The sequence below is a fragment of the Kitasatospora sp. NPDC127060 genome (assembly GCF_042724935.1).
Taxonomy (GTDB): domain Bacteria; phylum Actinomycetota; class Actinomycetes; order Streptomycetales; family Streptomycetaceae; genus Kitasatospora.
Window position 1 is genome coordinate 53,347 of record NZ_JBHXEG010000030.1, and the last position, 16,264, is coordinate 69,610.

Annotated in this window: 12 protein-coding genes; 9 read left to right on the forward strand and 3 right to left on the reverse strand. The window is 75.3% G+C overall.

Translation table 11 applies throughout. From position 1 onward, the window contains the following. Positions 1-151 precede the first annotated feature (151 nt). The 3 genes from ACFWIS_RS18650 (at position 152) to ACFWIS_RS18660 (ending at position 1,885) form a co-directional block, all read left to right on the forward strand. The gene (locus ACFWIS_RS18650; RefSeq protein ID WP_380457237.1) at positions 152-739 is read left to right on the forward strand and encodes a 50S ribosomal protein L25/general stress protein Ctc; all 588 of its coding nucleotides are present in this window, start codon (positions 152-154) and stop codon (positions 737-739) included. Positions 740-844: 105 nt separating this feature from the next. Then, positions 845-1,423 carry an aminoacyl-tRNA hydrolase gene (pth, locus tag ACFWIS_RS18655; protein WP_380457239.1) on the forward strand — a complete coding sequence of 193 codons (579 nt, stop codon included), beginning with the start codon at positions 845-847 and terminating at the stop codon, positions 1,421-1,423. Between the two features lie 138 nt (positions 1,424-1,561). Beyond that, the gene (locus tag ACFWIS_RS18660) at positions 1,562-1,885 is read left to right on the forward strand and encodes a hypothetical protein (protein ID WP_380457241.1); all 324 of its coding nucleotides are present in this window, start codon (positions 1,562-1,564) and stop codon (positions 1,883-1,885) included. A 64-nt stretch (positions 1,886-1,949) separates the two neighbouring features. On the opposite strand, the gene ppc is transcribed toward ACFWIS_RS18660, so the two are convergent. Continuing rightward, a complete protein-coding gene (ppc, locus tag ACFWIS_RS18665; protein WP_380457242.1) occupies positions 1,950-4,760 on the reverse strand; it encodes a phosphoenolpyruvate carboxylase in 2,811 nt (936 codons plus the stop codon). Between the two features lie 260 nt (positions 4,761-5,020). On the opposite strand from ppc, the gene ACFWIS_RS18670 reads away from it, so the two are divergent. Continuing rightward, positions 5,021-6,289, forward strand: coding sequence for a sensor histidine kinase (locus tag ACFWIS_RS18670; RefSeq protein ID WP_380457244.1), 1,269 nt, complete (start codon positions 5,021-5,023; stop codon positions 6,287-6,289). Between the two features lie 105 nt (positions 6,290-6,394). Here the strand turns inward: ACFWIS_RS18670 and ACFWIS_RS18675 are convergent, their stop codons facing one another. Continuing rightward, the gene (locus tag ACFWIS_RS18675) at positions 6,395-6,967 is read right to left on the reverse strand and encodes an SUKH-3 domain-containing protein (RefSeq protein WP_380457258.1); all 573 of its coding nucleotides are present in this window, start codon (positions 6,965-6,967) and stop codon (positions 6,395-6,397) included. Positions 6,968-7,050: 83 nt separating this feature from the next. After that, positions 7,051-7,512, reverse strand: a complete 462-nt coding sequence (locus ACFWIS_RS18680) for a YwqJ-related putative deaminase (RefSeq protein ID WP_380457246.1) — start codon at positions 7,510-7,512, stop codon at positions 7,051-7,053. Between the two features lie 421 nt (positions 7,513-7,933). On the opposite strand from ACFWIS_RS18680, the gene ACFWIS_RS18685 reads away from it, so the two are divergent. From ACFWIS_RS18685 to ACFWIS_RS18705, 5 genes are all read left to right on the forward strand, one after another. Further along, a complete protein-coding gene (locus ACFWIS_RS18685) occupies positions 7,934-9,082 on the forward strand; it encodes a Gfo/Idh/MocA family protein (protein ID WP_380457248.1) in 1,149 nt (382 codons plus the stop codon). Next, positions 9,079-10,200, forward strand: a complete 1,122-nt coding sequence (locus ACFWIS_RS18690; protein ID WP_380457250.1) for a DegT/DnrJ/EryC1/StrS family aminotransferase — start codon at positions 9,079-9,081, stop codon at positions 10,198-10,200. The genes ACFWIS_RS18685 and ACFWIS_RS18690 overlap by 4 nt, the downstream gene beginning before the upstream one ends. A 121-nt stretch (positions 10,201-10,321) precedes the next feature. After that, positions 10,322-11,323: an SMI1/KNR4 family protein gene (locus ACFWIS_RS18695; RefSeq protein WP_380457252.1), complete on the forward strand. Its 1,002-nt coding sequence runs from the start codon at positions 10,322-10,324 to the stop codon at positions 11,321-11,323. Positions 11,324-11,386: 63 nt separating this feature from the next. Further along, a complete protein-coding gene (locus ACFWIS_RS18700) occupies positions 11,387-14,050 on the forward strand; it encodes an SUKH-4 family immunity protein (RefSeq protein ID WP_380523909.1) in 2,664 nt (887 codons plus the stop codon). 266 nt (positions 14,051-14,316) lie between these two features. After that, positions 14,317-15,741, forward strand: a complete 1,425-nt coding sequence (locus tag ACFWIS_RS18705; RefSeq protein ID WP_380462468.1) for a hypothetical protein — start codon at positions 14,317-14,319, stop codon at positions 15,739-15,741. Positions 15,742-16,264: the final 523 nt, after the last annotated feature.

The following is a 16,264-nucleotide window of genomic DNA, read 5'->3' on the forward strand; positions in this document are numbered from 1 at the left end:
CGGCACCGTGATCGACGCGCTGCCGGTGGCGGATCCCGTCCGTCGGCAGAGTTCGTTGCCGCCGAGTGACCCCCGAACGTACTGAGGGTGTGGCCCGGCGGTTTTTCGCGTTGCCTGCACCCCCGCGCCAGTCTTCACGAGGAGTGCAGTCGTGTCCGAGATCCGCCTTGCCGCTGAGACCCGTACCGAGTTCGGCAAGGGTGCCGCCCGTCGCGCCCGCCGCGCCGGCTTCGTCCCCGGTGTCGTCTACGGCCACGGTCACACCCCGGTTCACCTGAACCTGCCCGGCCACGACCTGATGATGGCCCTCAAGGCCCCGAACGCCCTGCTGGTCGTTCCGATCGAGGGCAAGGACGAGTACGTCCTGCCGAAGGCCGTCCAGCGCGAGGCCATCAAGCGCACCATCGAGCACGTCGACCTGCTGCTGGTCAAGCGTGGCGAGAAGGTCAGCGTCGAGGTTCCGGTCCACACCGAGGGCGAGCTGGCCGCCGGTGGCAACCTGCTGGAGCACGTCCTGCAGGCCCTGCCGATCGAGGCCGAGGCCACCCACCTGCCCGAGGCCGTCACCGTCTCGATCGCGGGCCTGGCGGCCGGTGCCTCCATCCTCGCCAAGGACATCGTCCTGCCGGCCGGCACCTCGCTGGCCGTCGACGGCGACGCCGTCGTGCTGCAGGTCATCGCCGCCCAGGCCGCCCCGGTCGAGGCCGAGGGCGCCGAGGCCGAGGGCGCCGAGGCCTGAGCCTCCCGCGTCTGAGCTTTTGACCGCTGCCCCGGTCGCTCCCCTGGAGCGGCCGGGGCAGCGGTGTGTCCGGGATGATGACGTCGAGCGCGAAGGAGGAAGAGGATGGCGGACGAGTACGACGGCCCCTGGCTGGTGGTGGGGCTGGGCAACCCGGGCGAGCAGTACGCCCGCAACCGGCACAACATCGGCTTCATGGTGGTGGACCTGCTGGCGCAGCGGATGGGCGCCAAGTTCAAGGCGCACAAGAGCCGGGCCCAGGTGGCCGAGGGACGGCTGGCGGGCAAGCGGGTGGTGCTGGCCAAGCCGCAGTCCTTCATGAACCTCTCCGGCGGGCCGGTGACGGCGCTGCGGGACTTCTACAAGGCGCCCGCCTCGGCGCTGATCGCCGTCCACGACGAGCTGGACATCGACTACGCGGCGCTGCGGCTGAAGCTGGGCGGCGGCGACAACGGCCACAACGGGCTGAAGTCGATCACCAAGTCGCTCGGCCCGGACTACCACCGGGTGCGCTGCGGGATCGGCCGACCGCCGGGCCGGATGGAGGTCGCGGACTTCGTGCTGAAGGACTTCTCCTCGACCGAGCGCAAGGAACTGGACTGGTTCGTGGACCGCTCGGCGGACGCGGTGGAGGCGCTGCTGTCCGAGGGACTGGAGCGGGCGCAGGGTTCGTACAACTCCTGACGTGACGTCATGTGCACGCTGTGCCGGGTACACAACAGTCGTGCAACGCTTGCCCGGCAAACCTGAATCCGTGTGAGAAGCCTGTGCGGGATCGGATAGCGTCGGCCCGGTAGGCGAACGGGTCCTGGGGAGTTCTCGATGCGCAGATTGCGTCCGGTCCGCCGACTTCGGCGGCTCCGGGTGGTCCGGCTGAAGCGGCTCGGACGACGGATGGGCACCGCCGGTGCGCTGGGGGCGGCCGGGGTGCTGCTGTCCGGCGGTGCGGTGGCGCACGCCGAACCGGTGGCCGAGCCGGATCCGGTGGTCTCGCCGGAGCCCGCGGCGGCCCAGTTCGCCCCGGTGCTCGGTGAGTCGGTCGGTCCGGACGCGGGGCTGCTGGCGGTCGGCGGCGGCCTGGTGGTCGCGGCCGGCGGCGCGGCGCTGTGGCTGAAGCGCCGGCGCGCGGGCGAGCCCGCGGAGTAGGAAACCACGGCGAGGGGCCGGTGCTCGTGGAGAGCACCGGCCCCGACGCGTGTCCGGGCGGCGGTCAGCCGGTGTTGCGCAGGCCGGCGGCGACGCCGTTGACGGTGAGCAGCAGGGCGCGGGCGCGCAGCGGGTCCTCCGGGCGGCCGGCGGCGACCTCCTCGCGCTGGCGGCGCAGCAGCGCGACCTGGAGGTAGGAGATCGGGTCGAGGTAGGCGTCGCGGACGGTGAAGGTCTGCTTCAGCACCGGGTTGTGCTCCAGCAGTTCGCTCTCGCCGGTGAGCCGGAGCACCTCGCGCAGGGTGAGCTCGTGCTCGGTGACGATCTGGTCGAAGATGTGCCGCAGCTCACCGGGCACCAGCTGCTCGACGTAGTGGCGGGCGATCCGCAGGTCGGTCTTGGCCAGCGTCATGGCGACGTTGGACAGGAAGTTGCGGAAGAAGTGCCACTGGCCGTACATCTCGTCCAGCACGTCGCCGAGTCCGGCCGCGCGGGCGGCGGCGAGGCCGGAGCCGACGCCGTACCAGCCGGGGACGATCTGGCGGGACTGGGTCCAGCCGAACACCCACGGGATGGCCCGCAGGCCGTCCAGCCCCGCGCCGGAGTCGGGGCGGCGGGACGGGCGGGAGCCCAGGTGCAGCGAGGCGAGTTGGTCGACCGGGGTGGAGGCGAAGAAGTACTTCGGCAGGTCCTCCTGGTCGACCAGGGCGCGGTAGGAGGTGTGGGCGGCCTCGGAGACCCGGTCCATCGCGGCGTCCCAGCGGGCCAGTTCCTCGGGGGCCTGGCGCGGAGCGGTGTGCAGCGCGGAGGCGGCGAGGGTGGCGGAGATGGTCAGCTCCAGGTTCTCCCGGGCGAGGGAGGGGAGCAGGTACTTGTCGGAGATGACCTCGCCCTGCTCGGTCACCTTGATCTCGCCCTCCAGGGTGCCCCAGGGCTGGGCCAGGATGGCCTCGTGCGAGGGGCCGCCGCCGCGGCCGACGGTGCCGCCGCGGCCGTGGAACAGGCGCAGCCGGATGCCGTAGCGGTGGGCGACGTCGCGCAGCCGGCGCTGGGCGCGGTGGATCTCCCACTGGGAGGTGGTGATGCCGCCGAACTTGGAGGAGTCGGAGTAGCCGAGCATGACCTCCTGGACGTCCCCGCGCAGCGCGACCAGCAGCCGGTACGAGGGGTCGGAGAGCATCTCGTCCATGATGCGGTCGGCCTGCTGGAGTTCCTCGGTGGTCTCCAGCAGCGGCACGATGCCGATCTTGGCGATCCCGGCGTGCAGGTCGATCAGGCCGGCCTCGCGGGCCAGCACGGTGGCCGCGAAGACGTCGTCGGCGCCCTGGCACATCGAGATGATGTAGCTCTCGACGATCTCGTCGCCGAAGCGCTCGAAGCCCTCGCGGATGGTGTTGAAGACGCCGAGGGTCTTGGTGCCGGCCTCGTCCAGCGGGGCCGGGGTGGGGGCGAGCGGGCGGCGCGAGCGCAGCTCCTTGGCGAGCAGCTTCTGCCGGTACTCGCGGGGCATGTCGGCGTAGCGCCAGGCCTCCTCGCCGAGGCGGTCGAAGAGCTGGCCGAGGGCGTGGTGGTGGGCCTCGGCGTGCTCGCGCACGTCCATGGTGGCGAGTTGGAGGCCGAAGGCCTCGATGGTGCGGATGGCGCGGGCCAGTCGGCCGTCGGCGATCAGCTCGCCGCGGTGGGAGCGCAGCGAGTCCTGGATCAGCCGCAGGTCGGCGATCAGTTCGCGGGTGCCGACGTAGTCGCGGCCCTCGACGTGCGGGGTGCCGCCGGCCAGGCGCTCGCGGGTGTTCTCCAGCTTGAGCCGGATGCAGGTGGCCTTGAGGCGGTACGGCTCCTCGGCGTTCATCCGCTTGTAGCGGGGGCTGAGTTCGGGGAGCCGGTGCAGGTCGGTGTTGAGCGAGGCGAGCAGTTCGACCGAGGCGCCGGCCAGCCGCTCGGAGGTGGAGAGGGTGTTGCGCAGGTCGTCGATCGCGGCGAGGGCGTCCTTGATGCCGTACTCGTGCTGGAGGTTGAGGACGTCCCAGGTGACCCGCGGGGTGACGTTGGGGTTGCCGTCGCGGTCGCCGCCGATCCAGGTGCCGAAGGTGAGCGGGCGCACGCCGTCGGGCAGGTTCAGGCCGACCCGGGCGAGTTCCTCGTGCAGCTCCTCCAGCACCTCGGGGACGGCCTCGCGGTAGAGCTCGTCCAGGTAGTAGACGGCGTTGCGGGCCTCGTCGGTGGGCTCGGGGCGGGCGATGCGCAGTTCGTCGGTCTGCCAGAGCAGGTCGATGACCTCGGCGAGGCGGCGGTCGGCGGAGCGCTTGGCGCTGCTGGTGCGGGCCGGGTCGGCGGCGACCAGGCCGGAGGCGAGCTCCTCGCGGTGGATGCGGTCGAGGAGTTCGCCGATCCGGCGCAGCTTGTTGAGCACGCTGCGGCGGGCGGCCTCGGTGGGGTGGGCGGTGAAGACCGGGCGGACCGCGAGGTGGGCCAGGGTGTCCTGGAGGTGCTTGGGGTCGGCCTCGGCGAGCTGGTCGGCGGTCTGGGCGAGCAGCGAGCCCTCGCGGGCGCGGCGGGTGGCGAACTCCCGGCCGCGGTGCACCTGCTCGGTGACGTTGGCGAGGTGGAAGTAGGTGGAGAAGGCCCGGACCAGCTTGGCGGCCGTCTCCAGGTCGATGTCGGAGAGGAGTTCGGCGGTGGCCTCGCCGTCTGTGCGGCTGAGCAGCCGGACCTGTTCGACCAGGCCCAGCAGTTGGGGGCCCTCCTGGCGGACCAGCGTCTCGCCGAGCAGGTCGCCGAGGCGGCGGATGTCCGCGCGCAGGGCGGAGTTGTCCGCGGCTGCGCCGGCGGCGAGAACGTTGGGGCTGTCCGCCGGGGCGGGGACCGGAGCGGTCACAGCTGGCTCCCTGTGGTGGTGGGGTTCGGCAACGGCTCATCGTCACAGGTCCACGCGCAGTGTGGCGGGTGTGACGCGTGCGGACCGCGCTGTCCGACGCGACCAGCATAGGTGTCGGGGCGGTTGCTGTCCGCGAGGTGGCCGGATGGCGGACAGGCCTGCCGAAAACCATCTGTGGTCTGGACCACTTATGGGCTTCGGGGGGCGTACCGGGCAATCCCGGTGGGGAAGGGAAGGGGTTGCCGCTTAATCTGTGGGGCATGAGCAAGTCGCCTGGGGAGCGCGTGCCGGACCGGTCGTTCTGGTGGTGGAGGCGCCGGCGCAGCGCCCTCCTCGACGTCGGCCTGGCGCTGCTGGCCGCGGTCGAGTGCTCGGCCAGCACGATCTCCTTCCTGTCCGCCCGGATGCACGTGACCACCGCGGGCGCGGTCGGGATCGCGGTGCTCGGCACGCTGGCCGGCGGCTCGCTGGTGGTGCGTCGGCGCTGGCCGGCCGTCCCGGTGCTGGCGACCCTGCTGGTGCTGCCCGGGATGCTCGGCGTGCTGCTGCTGGTGGTCGCGCTGTACACGCTGGCGGAGACCTGGGAGTGGCCCTCCCGGCGGCGCCGGGTGGTGGCGCTGTCCGGGCTGGCCTTTGCCGAGGCGGTCGCGGTGATGGCGGTGTCGCTGATGACCCCGGACGACTCGCTGGGGGAGCGGCCGCCGCTGTGGGGCATGGTCCTGCTGTCGCTGCTGGTCGCGGTCGGGCTGACCGTCGCGCCGGTGGTCACCGGCCTGTACGTGGGGGCGCGGCGGCGGCTGATCGAGTCGCTCAAGGACCGCGCCCACGGCCTGGAGACCGAACTCGACCTGCTGGCCGAACAGGCCCAGGAGCGCGCCCGCCGGGCCCGGCTGGAGGAGCGCACCCGGATCGCCCGGGAGATGCACGACGTGGTCGCGCACCGGGTCTCGCTGATGGTGGTGCACTCCGGGGCGCTGGAGCGAATAGCCGTCAAGGATCCGGAGAAGGCCGCGCAGAGCGCCCGGCTGATGGGCGAGGTGGGCCGGCAGGCGCTGAACGAACTGCGCGAGATCCTCGGTGTGCTGCGGATGGACGACGAGCGGCAGCCGGAGCCGGACTCGCTGGCCGGGCTGCCCCGGCTGGTGGACCAGTCCCGGGCGGCCGGGATGGCGGTGACCCTGACGGTCAGCGGCAGCCGGCAGGAGTTCACCGGCGAGGCCGAGCGGACCGCCTACCGGGTCGTCCAGGAGGGGCTGACCAACGCCCACAAGCACGCGGGCGGCGCCCAGGTGTCGGTGCTGCTCGCGTACGCGCCGAACGGGGTGCGGGTGAGCGTGGTGAACGCCTGCCCGGGCGGGGAGCGGGCCGCGGCGCAGCTGCCCAGCGGGGGCAACGGGCTGGTCGGGATGCGGGAGCGGGTGGTCGCGCTGGGCGGCACCTTCTCGTCCGGGCCGGAGGCGGACGGCGGCTTCCGGGTGGAGGCGGTGCTGCCGTCCCGGCTGGCCGTCCGGGGGGACCGGCTCCGCTAGGGCCTGTCCGGCGTCGCGCGCCCGGCAAGATCCGCCGGACAGGGCCCGGGCCCCGGCCGTCAGTGGGCCCGGCTGTCAGTGGGCCCGGCCGTCAGTGGCCCGGCCCTACTCCCCGGCGGTGCGCAGCCGTTCCGGGGCGGTGCCCAGCACCAGCGCGCTGATCGCCTGGTCGATGCCGTGGCCGAGGAACCACTCGCCGGTGTGGTCCAGGCTGTAGACCCGGCCCTCCTCGTCGACCGCCAGCAGCGCCTGCCCGTACGCCTCCTCGCCCAGCGGGGCGAGCCGGCTGCCCAGGGCCCGGCCGAGGTCGAACAGGGTGCGCGGCTGGTGCAGCCCGCGCATCGGATCGATCAGGAACGGGGTGCGGGCCAGCTGGCGGCCCGGACCGGACAGGTCGAACGCGAGGCCGCCGAACTCGGCCCAGGCCTCCACGGCCGCCGGGAACACCGCGTGCGGGACGCCGCCGGGACCGCCGTGTCCGACCAGGGCGTCGGCCCATTCCTCGGCCTGCTGGATCTGCCAGCGGCCGGGGTGCCAGCCGGCCGCCTTGAGTTCGGCGGCGACCTCGGCGGGGAAGCGCGGGCGGGTCCGCGCACCGCCGGCCGGGGGCTCGGTGGTCGGGGCGAGGGTGGTCGGGGCGAGGGTGGCCGGGGGCGGGGGTGGGCTGGGCGGGTTCAGGGCGTACTCCGGGGCTGGGGGACAGGGACGTACGGGGGACGTACGGGGGGCGGCCGGGCGCGGGCGCCCGGCGTGCGGCCGGCTCAGCGCGCCGGCGGGCCGACGGCGACGCTCAGCACGGTGAAGTGCTCCAGCATCGGGGCGCAGGAGCGGCACGGCGGGGCGTGGGTGCCGTGTGCCGGGTCCCCCTCCTCGCGGATCCGGAGGGTGGTCATCCGGGAGCCCTTGAGTGCCTTGCGGGCCTCGGGCAGGCTCATCGGCTTGCGGGCGGCGCGCTTGGAGCGTCTGCCGTCGACCGTGGTCAGGTACTGGGAGAGCAGGACGGCCTCCGGGCAGCGGCCGGTGAACCGCTCCCGGGCCTCGGCCGGCAGGGCGTCCAGGAAGTCGCCGACCAGTGGGTGCAGGACCGGGCGCCGGTCGGCCTTGTCACCCGCCAGGGTGTGCACCTCGCCGCCCTTGAGCGACAGTGCGGCGGCGACGGCGGGCAGCAGGCTGTCACGGAGGTGGCGCAGCACGGGCGGGCCCGCCGGCTCACCGGTGGTCATGCGGTGTCCTCCTCCTCGTTCCTGGCGGTCCGGTTCCTGTTGGCTCCTGGTGGACCGGGGCAAGCCTGTCATTCGACACCGACAACCGCACAACCGGGGTGCGGGGCCGGGCGAACACCCGTGCGGTCGATGGTGGTTCGCGGTCCCGTCCCACCCGAATCCTGGCGGCACCCTGGTCGCATCCGCACACCCTCGTCACGACTTGTCCCCCGATCTCCCGAAACCGCCCCCGCCCCCGGGCCCCGGCCGGTACCGTTCCGGCAGCGAGCCGAAGGGGCGCGGCCGGCCGTACGGGTACCCACCGGCCGGGCCGACTCCGGTGCCCGCGCCGGACGTTGATGCCGCCGGGGCGGGCCCGTGCCCGCTCCGGCGCCGGAGCCGGGGAGGGCCGGTGCGCCCGCCCCGTGAGGGGGCCCCAGCGATGACGTCGAAGCAGTGGGCGGCCGAGGCCGCCAACCAGGCGCCCGGTGGGCACGTGCCCACCCCGGGCGAGCCGCCCCGGCCGGTGCCGGAACGGCCGGTGGGCCTCGCGGTGGTCGGGGCCGGCTACTGGGGCCCGAAGCTGGTCCGCAACGCCCAGCACACCCCGGCGCTGCGGCTGCACTGGCTGTGCGACCTGGACGAGGCCAAGGCCCGTTCCGTGCTGGGGGAGTACAGCACCGTCGGGGCGAGCGGCCGGTACGAGCAGGTGCTGGCCGACGAACGGGTGGACGCCGTCGCGGTGGCCACCCCGGCGGGCGCCCACTACCCGCTGGTACGGGCCGCGCTGGAGGCCGGCAAGCACGTGCTGGTGGAGAAGCCGATCACCACCTCCGCCGCCGAGGCCGCCGAACTGGTCGAACTGGCCGAGGCCGCCGGGCTGGTGCTGATGTGCGACCACACCTTCTGCTACACCCCGGTGGTCCGCCGGATCCGCGAGCTGGTGCACGGCGGGGAGATCGGGGACGTCCAGTTCTTCGACTCGGTGCGGATCAACCTCGGCCTGGTGCAGCCGGACGTCGACGTGCTGTGGGACCTCGCCCCGCACGACCTGTCCATCCTGGACTTCGTGCTGCCGCCCGGCGTCGTGCCGGTCGGCGTCTCGGCCCAGGGCGCCGATCCGATCGGGGCCGGCCGCGCCTGCGTCGCCTACCTGACGGTGCGGCTCAGCAACGGCGCGCTGGCGCACTGCCACGTCAACTGGCTCTCCCCGACGAAGGTCCGCACCACCCTGATCGGCGGCTCCCGGCGCACCCTGGTCTGGGACGACCTCAACCCGCAGGCCCGGCTGGCCGTGCACGACCGGGGGGTCGACCTCACCCCGCCCGACCAGCTCACCGACGCCATCCGGCACCGGGCGCTGATCTCCTACCGGGTCGGCGAGATGGTCGCCCCCGCGCTGGTCGAACAGGAGGCGCTGCGCAACGTGATGGCCGAGTTCGCCGCCGCCATCGTCGAGGGCCGGGCCCCGCTCACCGACGGCCGGGCCGGGGTCCGGGTGCTGGAACTCCTGGAGGCCGCCTCGCTCAGCCTCGGACTCGGCGGCATCACCGTGCCGGTGGGCGCCGGCGACCGGGAGGCCGTCCGATGAGCCCCGGGATCCCGCTGGTCGACCTGGCGGCCGCGCACGCCGAGGTCGAGGCCGAGGTGCGGGCCGGCTTCGACCGGGTGCTGGCCGGCGGGTGGTTCGTCAAGGGCCCCGAAGTGACCGCCTTCGAGCGGGAGTACGCCACCTTCACGGGCGTCCGGCACTGCGTGGGCGCCGCCAACGGCACCGACGCCCTGGAACTGGCCCTGCGTGCGCTGGACCTGCCGCCCGGCGGCGGGGTGGTGCTGCCCGCCAACACCTTCGTCGCCACCGCCGGGGCGGTGCAGCGGGCCGGGCTGCGCCCGGTGCCGGTCGACGTCGACCCGGAACACCTGCTGATCGACCCCGAACGGGCCGCCGCCGCCCTGCCCGGCGCGGTGGCCCTGCTGCCCGTCCACCTGTTCGGCCAGTTCGCGCCGATGGAGGCCCTGCTGGAACTGGCCGGCGACCGCCCGGTGGTGGAGGACGCGGCGCAGTCCCAGGGCGCCCGGCGCAACGGCCGCGGCGCGTACGGGCGGATCGCGGCCACCAGCTTCTACCCGGGCAAGAACCTCGGCGGCTACGGCGACGCCGGGGCGGTGCTCACCGACGACGACGAACTCGCCGCCGCCGTACGGCTGATCGGCGACCACGGCGCCCGCGACAAGTACGTGCACGAGCGGCTCGGCTTCAACTCCCGGATGGACGCGCTGCAGGCCGTGGTGCTGCGGGCCAAACTGCGCCGGCTGCCCGGCTGGAACGCCGCCCGCCGCGCCGCCGCGGACCGCTACGACGAACTGCTCGGGGGCCTGGCGGGCGTCCGGCGGCCGTCCACCGCGCCGGGCAACGAGCACGTCCGCCACCTCTACCCGGTGCGGATCGCCGGCGGCCGCCGGGACGCGGTGCTCGCCGCGCTGCAGGCCGCCGGGATCGGCGCCGGGGTGCACTACCCCGTCCCGGTGCACCTCCAGCCCGCGTTCCGCTCGCTCGGCCACCGCGAGGGTGCCTTCCCGGTCGCCGAACGGGCCGCCCGCGAACTGCTCAGCCTGCCGCTGCACCCCCACCTCACGGAGGCCCAGCAGGTGCGGGTCGTGGAGGTGTTGGGGCGGGCCCTGGGGGCGGGGGGCCGGTCGGCCGGGTGACGCAGGGGCCTGTCCTCGATCCCTCGTCGTCCGCCCCGCAGACGGGGGGTTGAGGACAGGCCCTAGGCTGGTGCCCAGCAAGCGCACCGAGCAATTTGCAGCAGCCAGTGGGGGCTCCCAGATGACGACAGGTCGGCCCGGCGTCGCCGCCGCACCGAACGCGGCGTACGCAGGTCAGGTGGTGCACTTCCCGGACCCGGTCCGCGCGGAGCGGCACCCGGCCGGGGTCCAGGTGGACGAGTCCGGCTACCCGGACTTCGGCCCGTACGCCGCCGCGGCGGCCGAGGTCGCCGACCCGCCGGACGGCTTCGGCGTGGACGAACTGCGGCTGACCGACTACGTCTCGGCCAACGCGGCGCTGTTCACCCAGGGCCACCCGCTCTGGGCCGACCTGGAGACCGCGGTCGCCACCCCGCCCGGCTGGACCTGGCACCACGCGGTCGGCCGGGCCGCCCCCGGCTGGCGCCGGATGGAGCTGGTCCCGGTCGAGGTCAAGGCCCTGCTGCGGCACCACGGCGGCCTGGCCACCTCGCCCGCCGACCACTCCCGCCGGGGCACCCGCCCGCTGCAGGAGCGCCGACCCGTGCACTTCTCACTGGCCAAGGACGGCGGCGACCCGATCGGCGTCTCCGAGGACCTGGTGCAGCGCGCCGAGGAGCGCCTCGGCTACCGGTTGCCCGGCGCCTACCGCACCTTCCTCAAGCTGGGCGGCGGCCGCGGCCCGGTCGGGGTCGCGCTGGACACCGAGCTGGGCATGCTGCTCGACCAGCCGTTCCTGACCCTCACCGAGGAGTACGGCACCGAGGACGTCGTCTACGCCAACAAGTGCCTGCGCGACCACCTCACCAAGGACTACCTGGGCATCGCCTACGCGCAGGGCGGCATCATCGCGCTCAAGGTGCGCGGCGAGCGGACCGGCTCGGTCTGGTTCCACCTGTACGACGACGCCCGCGACCCCGGCGGCCCGGAGGCCCCGGAGGAGCGCTGCGCCCGGCTGCTGCTGCCCTGCGGGGACGACTTCGACGACTTCCTGCTGCGGCTGGCCGGCAGCCCGCCGGAGCTGGAGACGGTCGCGGAGCTGATGGTGGACGGCGGGTTCGCCCGGGCCGTCGCGGTGGACTGACGTGACCGCGGGAACGGCGTTGAGGCAACGAGTGGGGACGACGGGGACAGGAGTGAACCGGGCGTGGTGACGTACGCGCAGGCGCAGGAACTCGCCGAGGAGTGGATCAACGGCGGAGTGCCGCACGCGCAGCAGCGCGAGGTGCGGGTCCGCGAGTTCGACCTCGGCTTCGTCTGCTGGGCGGTGTCGCCCGCGGACCCGGCGGGCGGTCCGGCCGCCGGCGCCGACGGCGGACCGGGCTCGGGCGGGGCACGGCTGGTGATCGCCCGGGACTCGGGCGCCAGCACGCTGTGGCCCGCGCTGCCCGTCAACGAGGTGGTCCGGCAGTACGAGGAGGTGTACGGGCGGCCGGTCGCGGCAAACCCGGCCGGGGCGGCGAAGCCCGCACCGGGGCCGGTGGAGGCCACCTCCTTCCTACTCAGCCCGCCGCAGTGGCTGCAGGAGGCGGGGGCGGCGGCGATCGCCGCGGAGGCGGAGAAGCTGGGGGGCGCGAACGCCGCTCCGGCGGTCGCCCCTGCGCCGGCTCCGGCCCCTGCGCCGGTGGCCGCCCCTGCGCCGGCTCCGGCCGCGGTGCCGCCCGCGCCGCCGACGCCGGTGCCGCCCGCGCCCGCCGTGCTGACCGCGCCGCCGGTCTCCGACCGGCCCGCCGGGGACGCGCCGACCATGCTGGCCCCCCCGCCGGGCGATGATCCGTACGCCGCCCCGCAGCCGCCCACCGCCGCGCCGGTGCCGCCGGTCGCCCCGGTCGGCGCCGAGGCGGCCACCGTGCTGATGCCCGAGGGCCTGCGCACCTCCGGTTCCGACCTGCCGGACACGCCCGCCCCGGCCGGGGCCGAGGCCGCGACCATGCTGATGCCCCCGAGCAGCGGCGGCTACGGCATGCCCCCGGTCCCGCCGGTCGGCACCCAGCCCCCGAGCACCCAGCCCCCGAGCACCCAGCCCCCGACCGCCCAGCCCCCGACCGCCCAGCCCCCGACCGCGCCCGCCGCCCCGCCGGCCCAGGCCCCGGCGCCCGCCCCGGTGGCCGAGCCGGCGCCGACGCTGCTCGCGCCGCCGGACGCCATGCCCGGCCTGATGGGCCTGCCCGGTGCCCCGGCGACCCCGCCCGGCGCCCCGGTGGAGCAGGCGCCCACCATGCTGGCCTCGCCCGGTGGGCTGGCCGGTCTGCCCGGTGCTCCCGGCCCGGCCGCCCCGCCGTCCGGTGCTGCCCCGGCGCAGGGCGGTCTCGGCCGTGCCCCTGGTTCGGCCCCGCCGCCGCCCCCGCCCGCCGGGCTGCGCGGTGGTCCGTCCGGTCCGGGCGCCGGTGCCCCGGCGCAGGGCGGCCTCGGCCGTGCCCCTGGTTCGGCCCCGCCGCCGCCCCCGCCAGCCGAGCTGCGGCAGACCCCGGGCTCCGGCGCACCCGCGGCCGGTCCGGGCGGCCGGGCGGCCGGTTCGACCCCGCCGCCCCCGCCCCCGGCGGGCCTGCGCGCGGGTGACGCCCCGGCCGCGCAGGCGGCGCCCGCCCCGGCCGCCGCCGGAGTGGCGTACGAGGCGACCCAGCTGGCGAGCGCGATCGACCCGGCGCTGCTCGGCGGCCCGGCGGACCCGGGTACCCCGCCGTCCGGCGGCCCCGCCGTCCCGCCGCCGCCCGGCGGTCCGGCGGCCCCGGTCACGCCGGCGGCCGGGTACGGCTACCCGAACGCGGGCGCCGCGCCCGGGGTCGTCCCGCCGGCGCAGGTGACCGGCCCGCCGCAGGGCGCGCCGGTGCCGCCGGGGGTGCCCGCGGTCGGCCCGGGCTACTTCGCCGCGCTCAGCTACCGGGGCCCGGACGGCTCGGAGCAGAAGCTGCTGCACCGCAGCGAGCCCGGCACCCCGCACCCGGAGTGGAAGATCCTCCAGGACCTGCGGCGGCTGAACGTGCCGCCGGAGCAGGTGCTGGAGCTGTACACCGAGCTGGAGTCCTGCGACCTGCCCGGCGGCTACTGCAACCGCATGATCGCGGCCTCCTGGCCGAACGTGCGGCTGACCCACACCGCCCCGTACGGTCGCGACCACGCCTCCCGGCAGGCCGGCATGGCCGAGCTGCTGGACCACTTGGACGAGCTGCACCAGCTGGCCTCCGGTGCCCAGCGGGTCCGCCCGTTCCGGGCCCCGCTGCCCGCGCCGGGGACGGTCCAGGCGCTGCCGCCGCTGCCGCCCCAGCAGCTCGCCCAGGAGGTGGGAACGGCCTTCGGGCAGAACCTGTTCCGCTACGAGCAGCGCGCGGTCTCCCGCCAGGGGGTGCCCGAGCCGGTCTCGCAGACCCTGACGTGGGCCGGGCTGCCGCGCGACTTCGGGCCGTTCTTCTGGGCCCAGGCGCAGGAGGGCCGGCCGATCCCGACGCTCGCCGAGCTGGCCGCCGAGCGCGGCCTGCCGGTGGCCCCGGACTTCGGCGGCTACCTGGTGCTCGGCAACGACTACGGCCGCCAGCTGTGCGTCCAGTACGGCACCGCGAACGTGGTCGCGGTGGACGTCGACGGAACCGGCCAGCCGCCGCGGTTCGTCAACAGCGGTGTACCGGAGTTCGTCCGCGCGCTGGCCCTGCTGGGCCGGATGTGGCGGCTGCGGTACGGGCTGACGCCGGAGCAGGCCGGTCGCTGGACGACCGACTTCCAGGCGGAGCTCGCCGCGATCGACCCGGCGGCCCTGCAGAACACGGACACCTGGTGGGCCGTGCTGCTGGAGCAGTTCTGGGACGGTCTGCTGTAGCGGACCGTCGCGGATCCTCGCAGGTGGGGAGGGGTCGTTCCGGTGTCCGGAACGACCCCTCCGGCATGCCCCGGTAGCTGTGCCTCGTTGGGGTTTCGTCCGGATCTGCGCAAAATAGGTCAAGAGGATGGGTCTACTCGTCCGGTCCTCGACATATTCCGGTCCGCACGACGACCGAATCCGGCCCCGGTGTTCCAACCGGTTCCGGATTCGTTCGTTCCGTCCGATCATGGGCTCCGCAGCCCGCGAAACGAGGGGAAGAGCCCATGAGCGACGCCGTCCCCCAGTACGGCTTCACCCAGGCCCGGCGCGGCTACGCGCCCGACCAGGTCGACCGGGCGCTCGTCGCCCTGACCGCACAACGTGACGAGGCCTGGGAGCGCCTGAGCGTCCTGGGCGCCGGCATCCGGCAGATGGAGACCAGGCTGGCCGACGTCCGCCGCGCCGCCGACGAGGCCCCGGAGCCGGACTACCAGGTGCTCAGCGAGCAGGCCGCCGGACTGGCCGACATGGCCCGGAACGAGGCCCGCGCGGTCAAGGAGAAGGCCGAGCGATTCGCCGAGGACCTGCGCGACGAGGTGTACGACGCCGGACAGGCGCTCCACGAGGCGGCCAAGGAGTACGCCGCCACCACCCGGGCCGAGGCCGACGCGGCCGCCCGCCGCACCGAGGAGCGCACCCGCGCCGAGGCCGAGGGCATCCGCTCCGAGGCCGACCGGGAGTGCCGCGCCGTCCGGGACGCGGCCACCGCCTACGCCGCCAAGGTGCGGGTCGCCGCCGCCGAGGCCGGCGAGCACGCCGAGGCCGAGCTGGCCACCAAGCGCCGCAAGGCCGACGAGGCCTTCGCCGAGGCCCAGGCCAAGGCCGACGCCGAGGACGCCGAGGTCTCCGCGACGGCCGAGCGCCGGGTCAAGGAGGCGGAGCAGCACCGGGAGACCGTGCTGAACCGGATCAAGCAGCTGGAGACCGACGCCCAGGCCAAGGCCGACCAGCTGGTCGAGCGGGCCCGCCGGGAGGCCGAGAAGATCAACGCGGAGAGCGAGCGCGAGCAGCGCGCGTTCGACGCCCGGCTGGAGACCGTCCAGCAGCACCTGGACCACATCAAGGCCACCCTGGCCTCGCTGACCGGTGCGGCGGTCGGGCAGATCGAGCCAGCGGACTTCGCCGGGCTCGCCGCGGCCGAGGCCGCCGCCGATGCGGCGGTGGCCGGTCCGGTGGACGGCGGTGCGGTGGACGGCGCTGCGGTGGACGGCGCTGCGGCGGGCGGTCCGGTGGACGCTCCGGTGGACGCGGTGGCCGATGCGGCTCCGGTCGACTCGGAGGCGGACACCGGGGAGATCCCGCTGCCGAACCTGCGCAAGGCCGTGGGCGTGGCCGCCGAGCCGGTGGTGAAGGCCCCGGGGGAGCAGAAGTCCACGGCGGCGCTGCGCCAGCCGGTGGTCGGCGGCGCCGGCAGTGGCGCCAGGGCCGCCGCCGAGCCGGTGGCGACCGGGCCGGTGGCCCCGGCCGTGGTGCCGCCGAAGCCGGCCGCGCCGCCCGAGCCGGTGGCCGAGCGGGACGGTGCGGAGGGCACGGTCGGCGCGGAAGGTGCCGAGGGCGCCGAGGAGACCCGGATCATCCCGAAGATCGTCATCGTGGACGACGGCGCCGGCTACGCGGCCCCCAACACGGTGTCCTACCGCCGCCGTTAGCCATCAGCGCCGGCTCCCGCCCGCGATCGGCGCGGTGAGCTTCGCGCCCTGGGCCCTGACCGCCTCCCGCTGGGGGCGGTCGGGGCCTCCGCGTTGCGGTCGGCGTCCACGCGGGCGCGGAAACGGATGAGGCCGAGACCCGTGGCGCCCTCCAGGAAAGGGCGCCACGGTTCCCGGCGCTTGGGCGGGCGCCCCCACCCAGGGTCGCCCGGCCTCGCACCTCCGACCCCCATCGGGGGTGCGACAGTGCCGCCACAGCCATCCCCCACGGTTGGGTGCGGCGGGCACGTTCACCATGGTGCGCGATCTCCATGGACGGCCAGTGACAGGAGTATGTCCAGTTCGTGGCGGATGGCGGAGCCCGTCCGGATCGGTGTCCGGCCGGTCCGTTCCCCGGTCCGTTCCCGGCCCGTCCGGCGTTCCGTCCGCGGTCGCGTCCCTGACAGCACGGTGGTCGCCGCCGCCGGTTCGTTCCCGCGCGGTCCGGCCGCCGGGCGGCGCGGCGCCGCCCGGCTCGTAGACC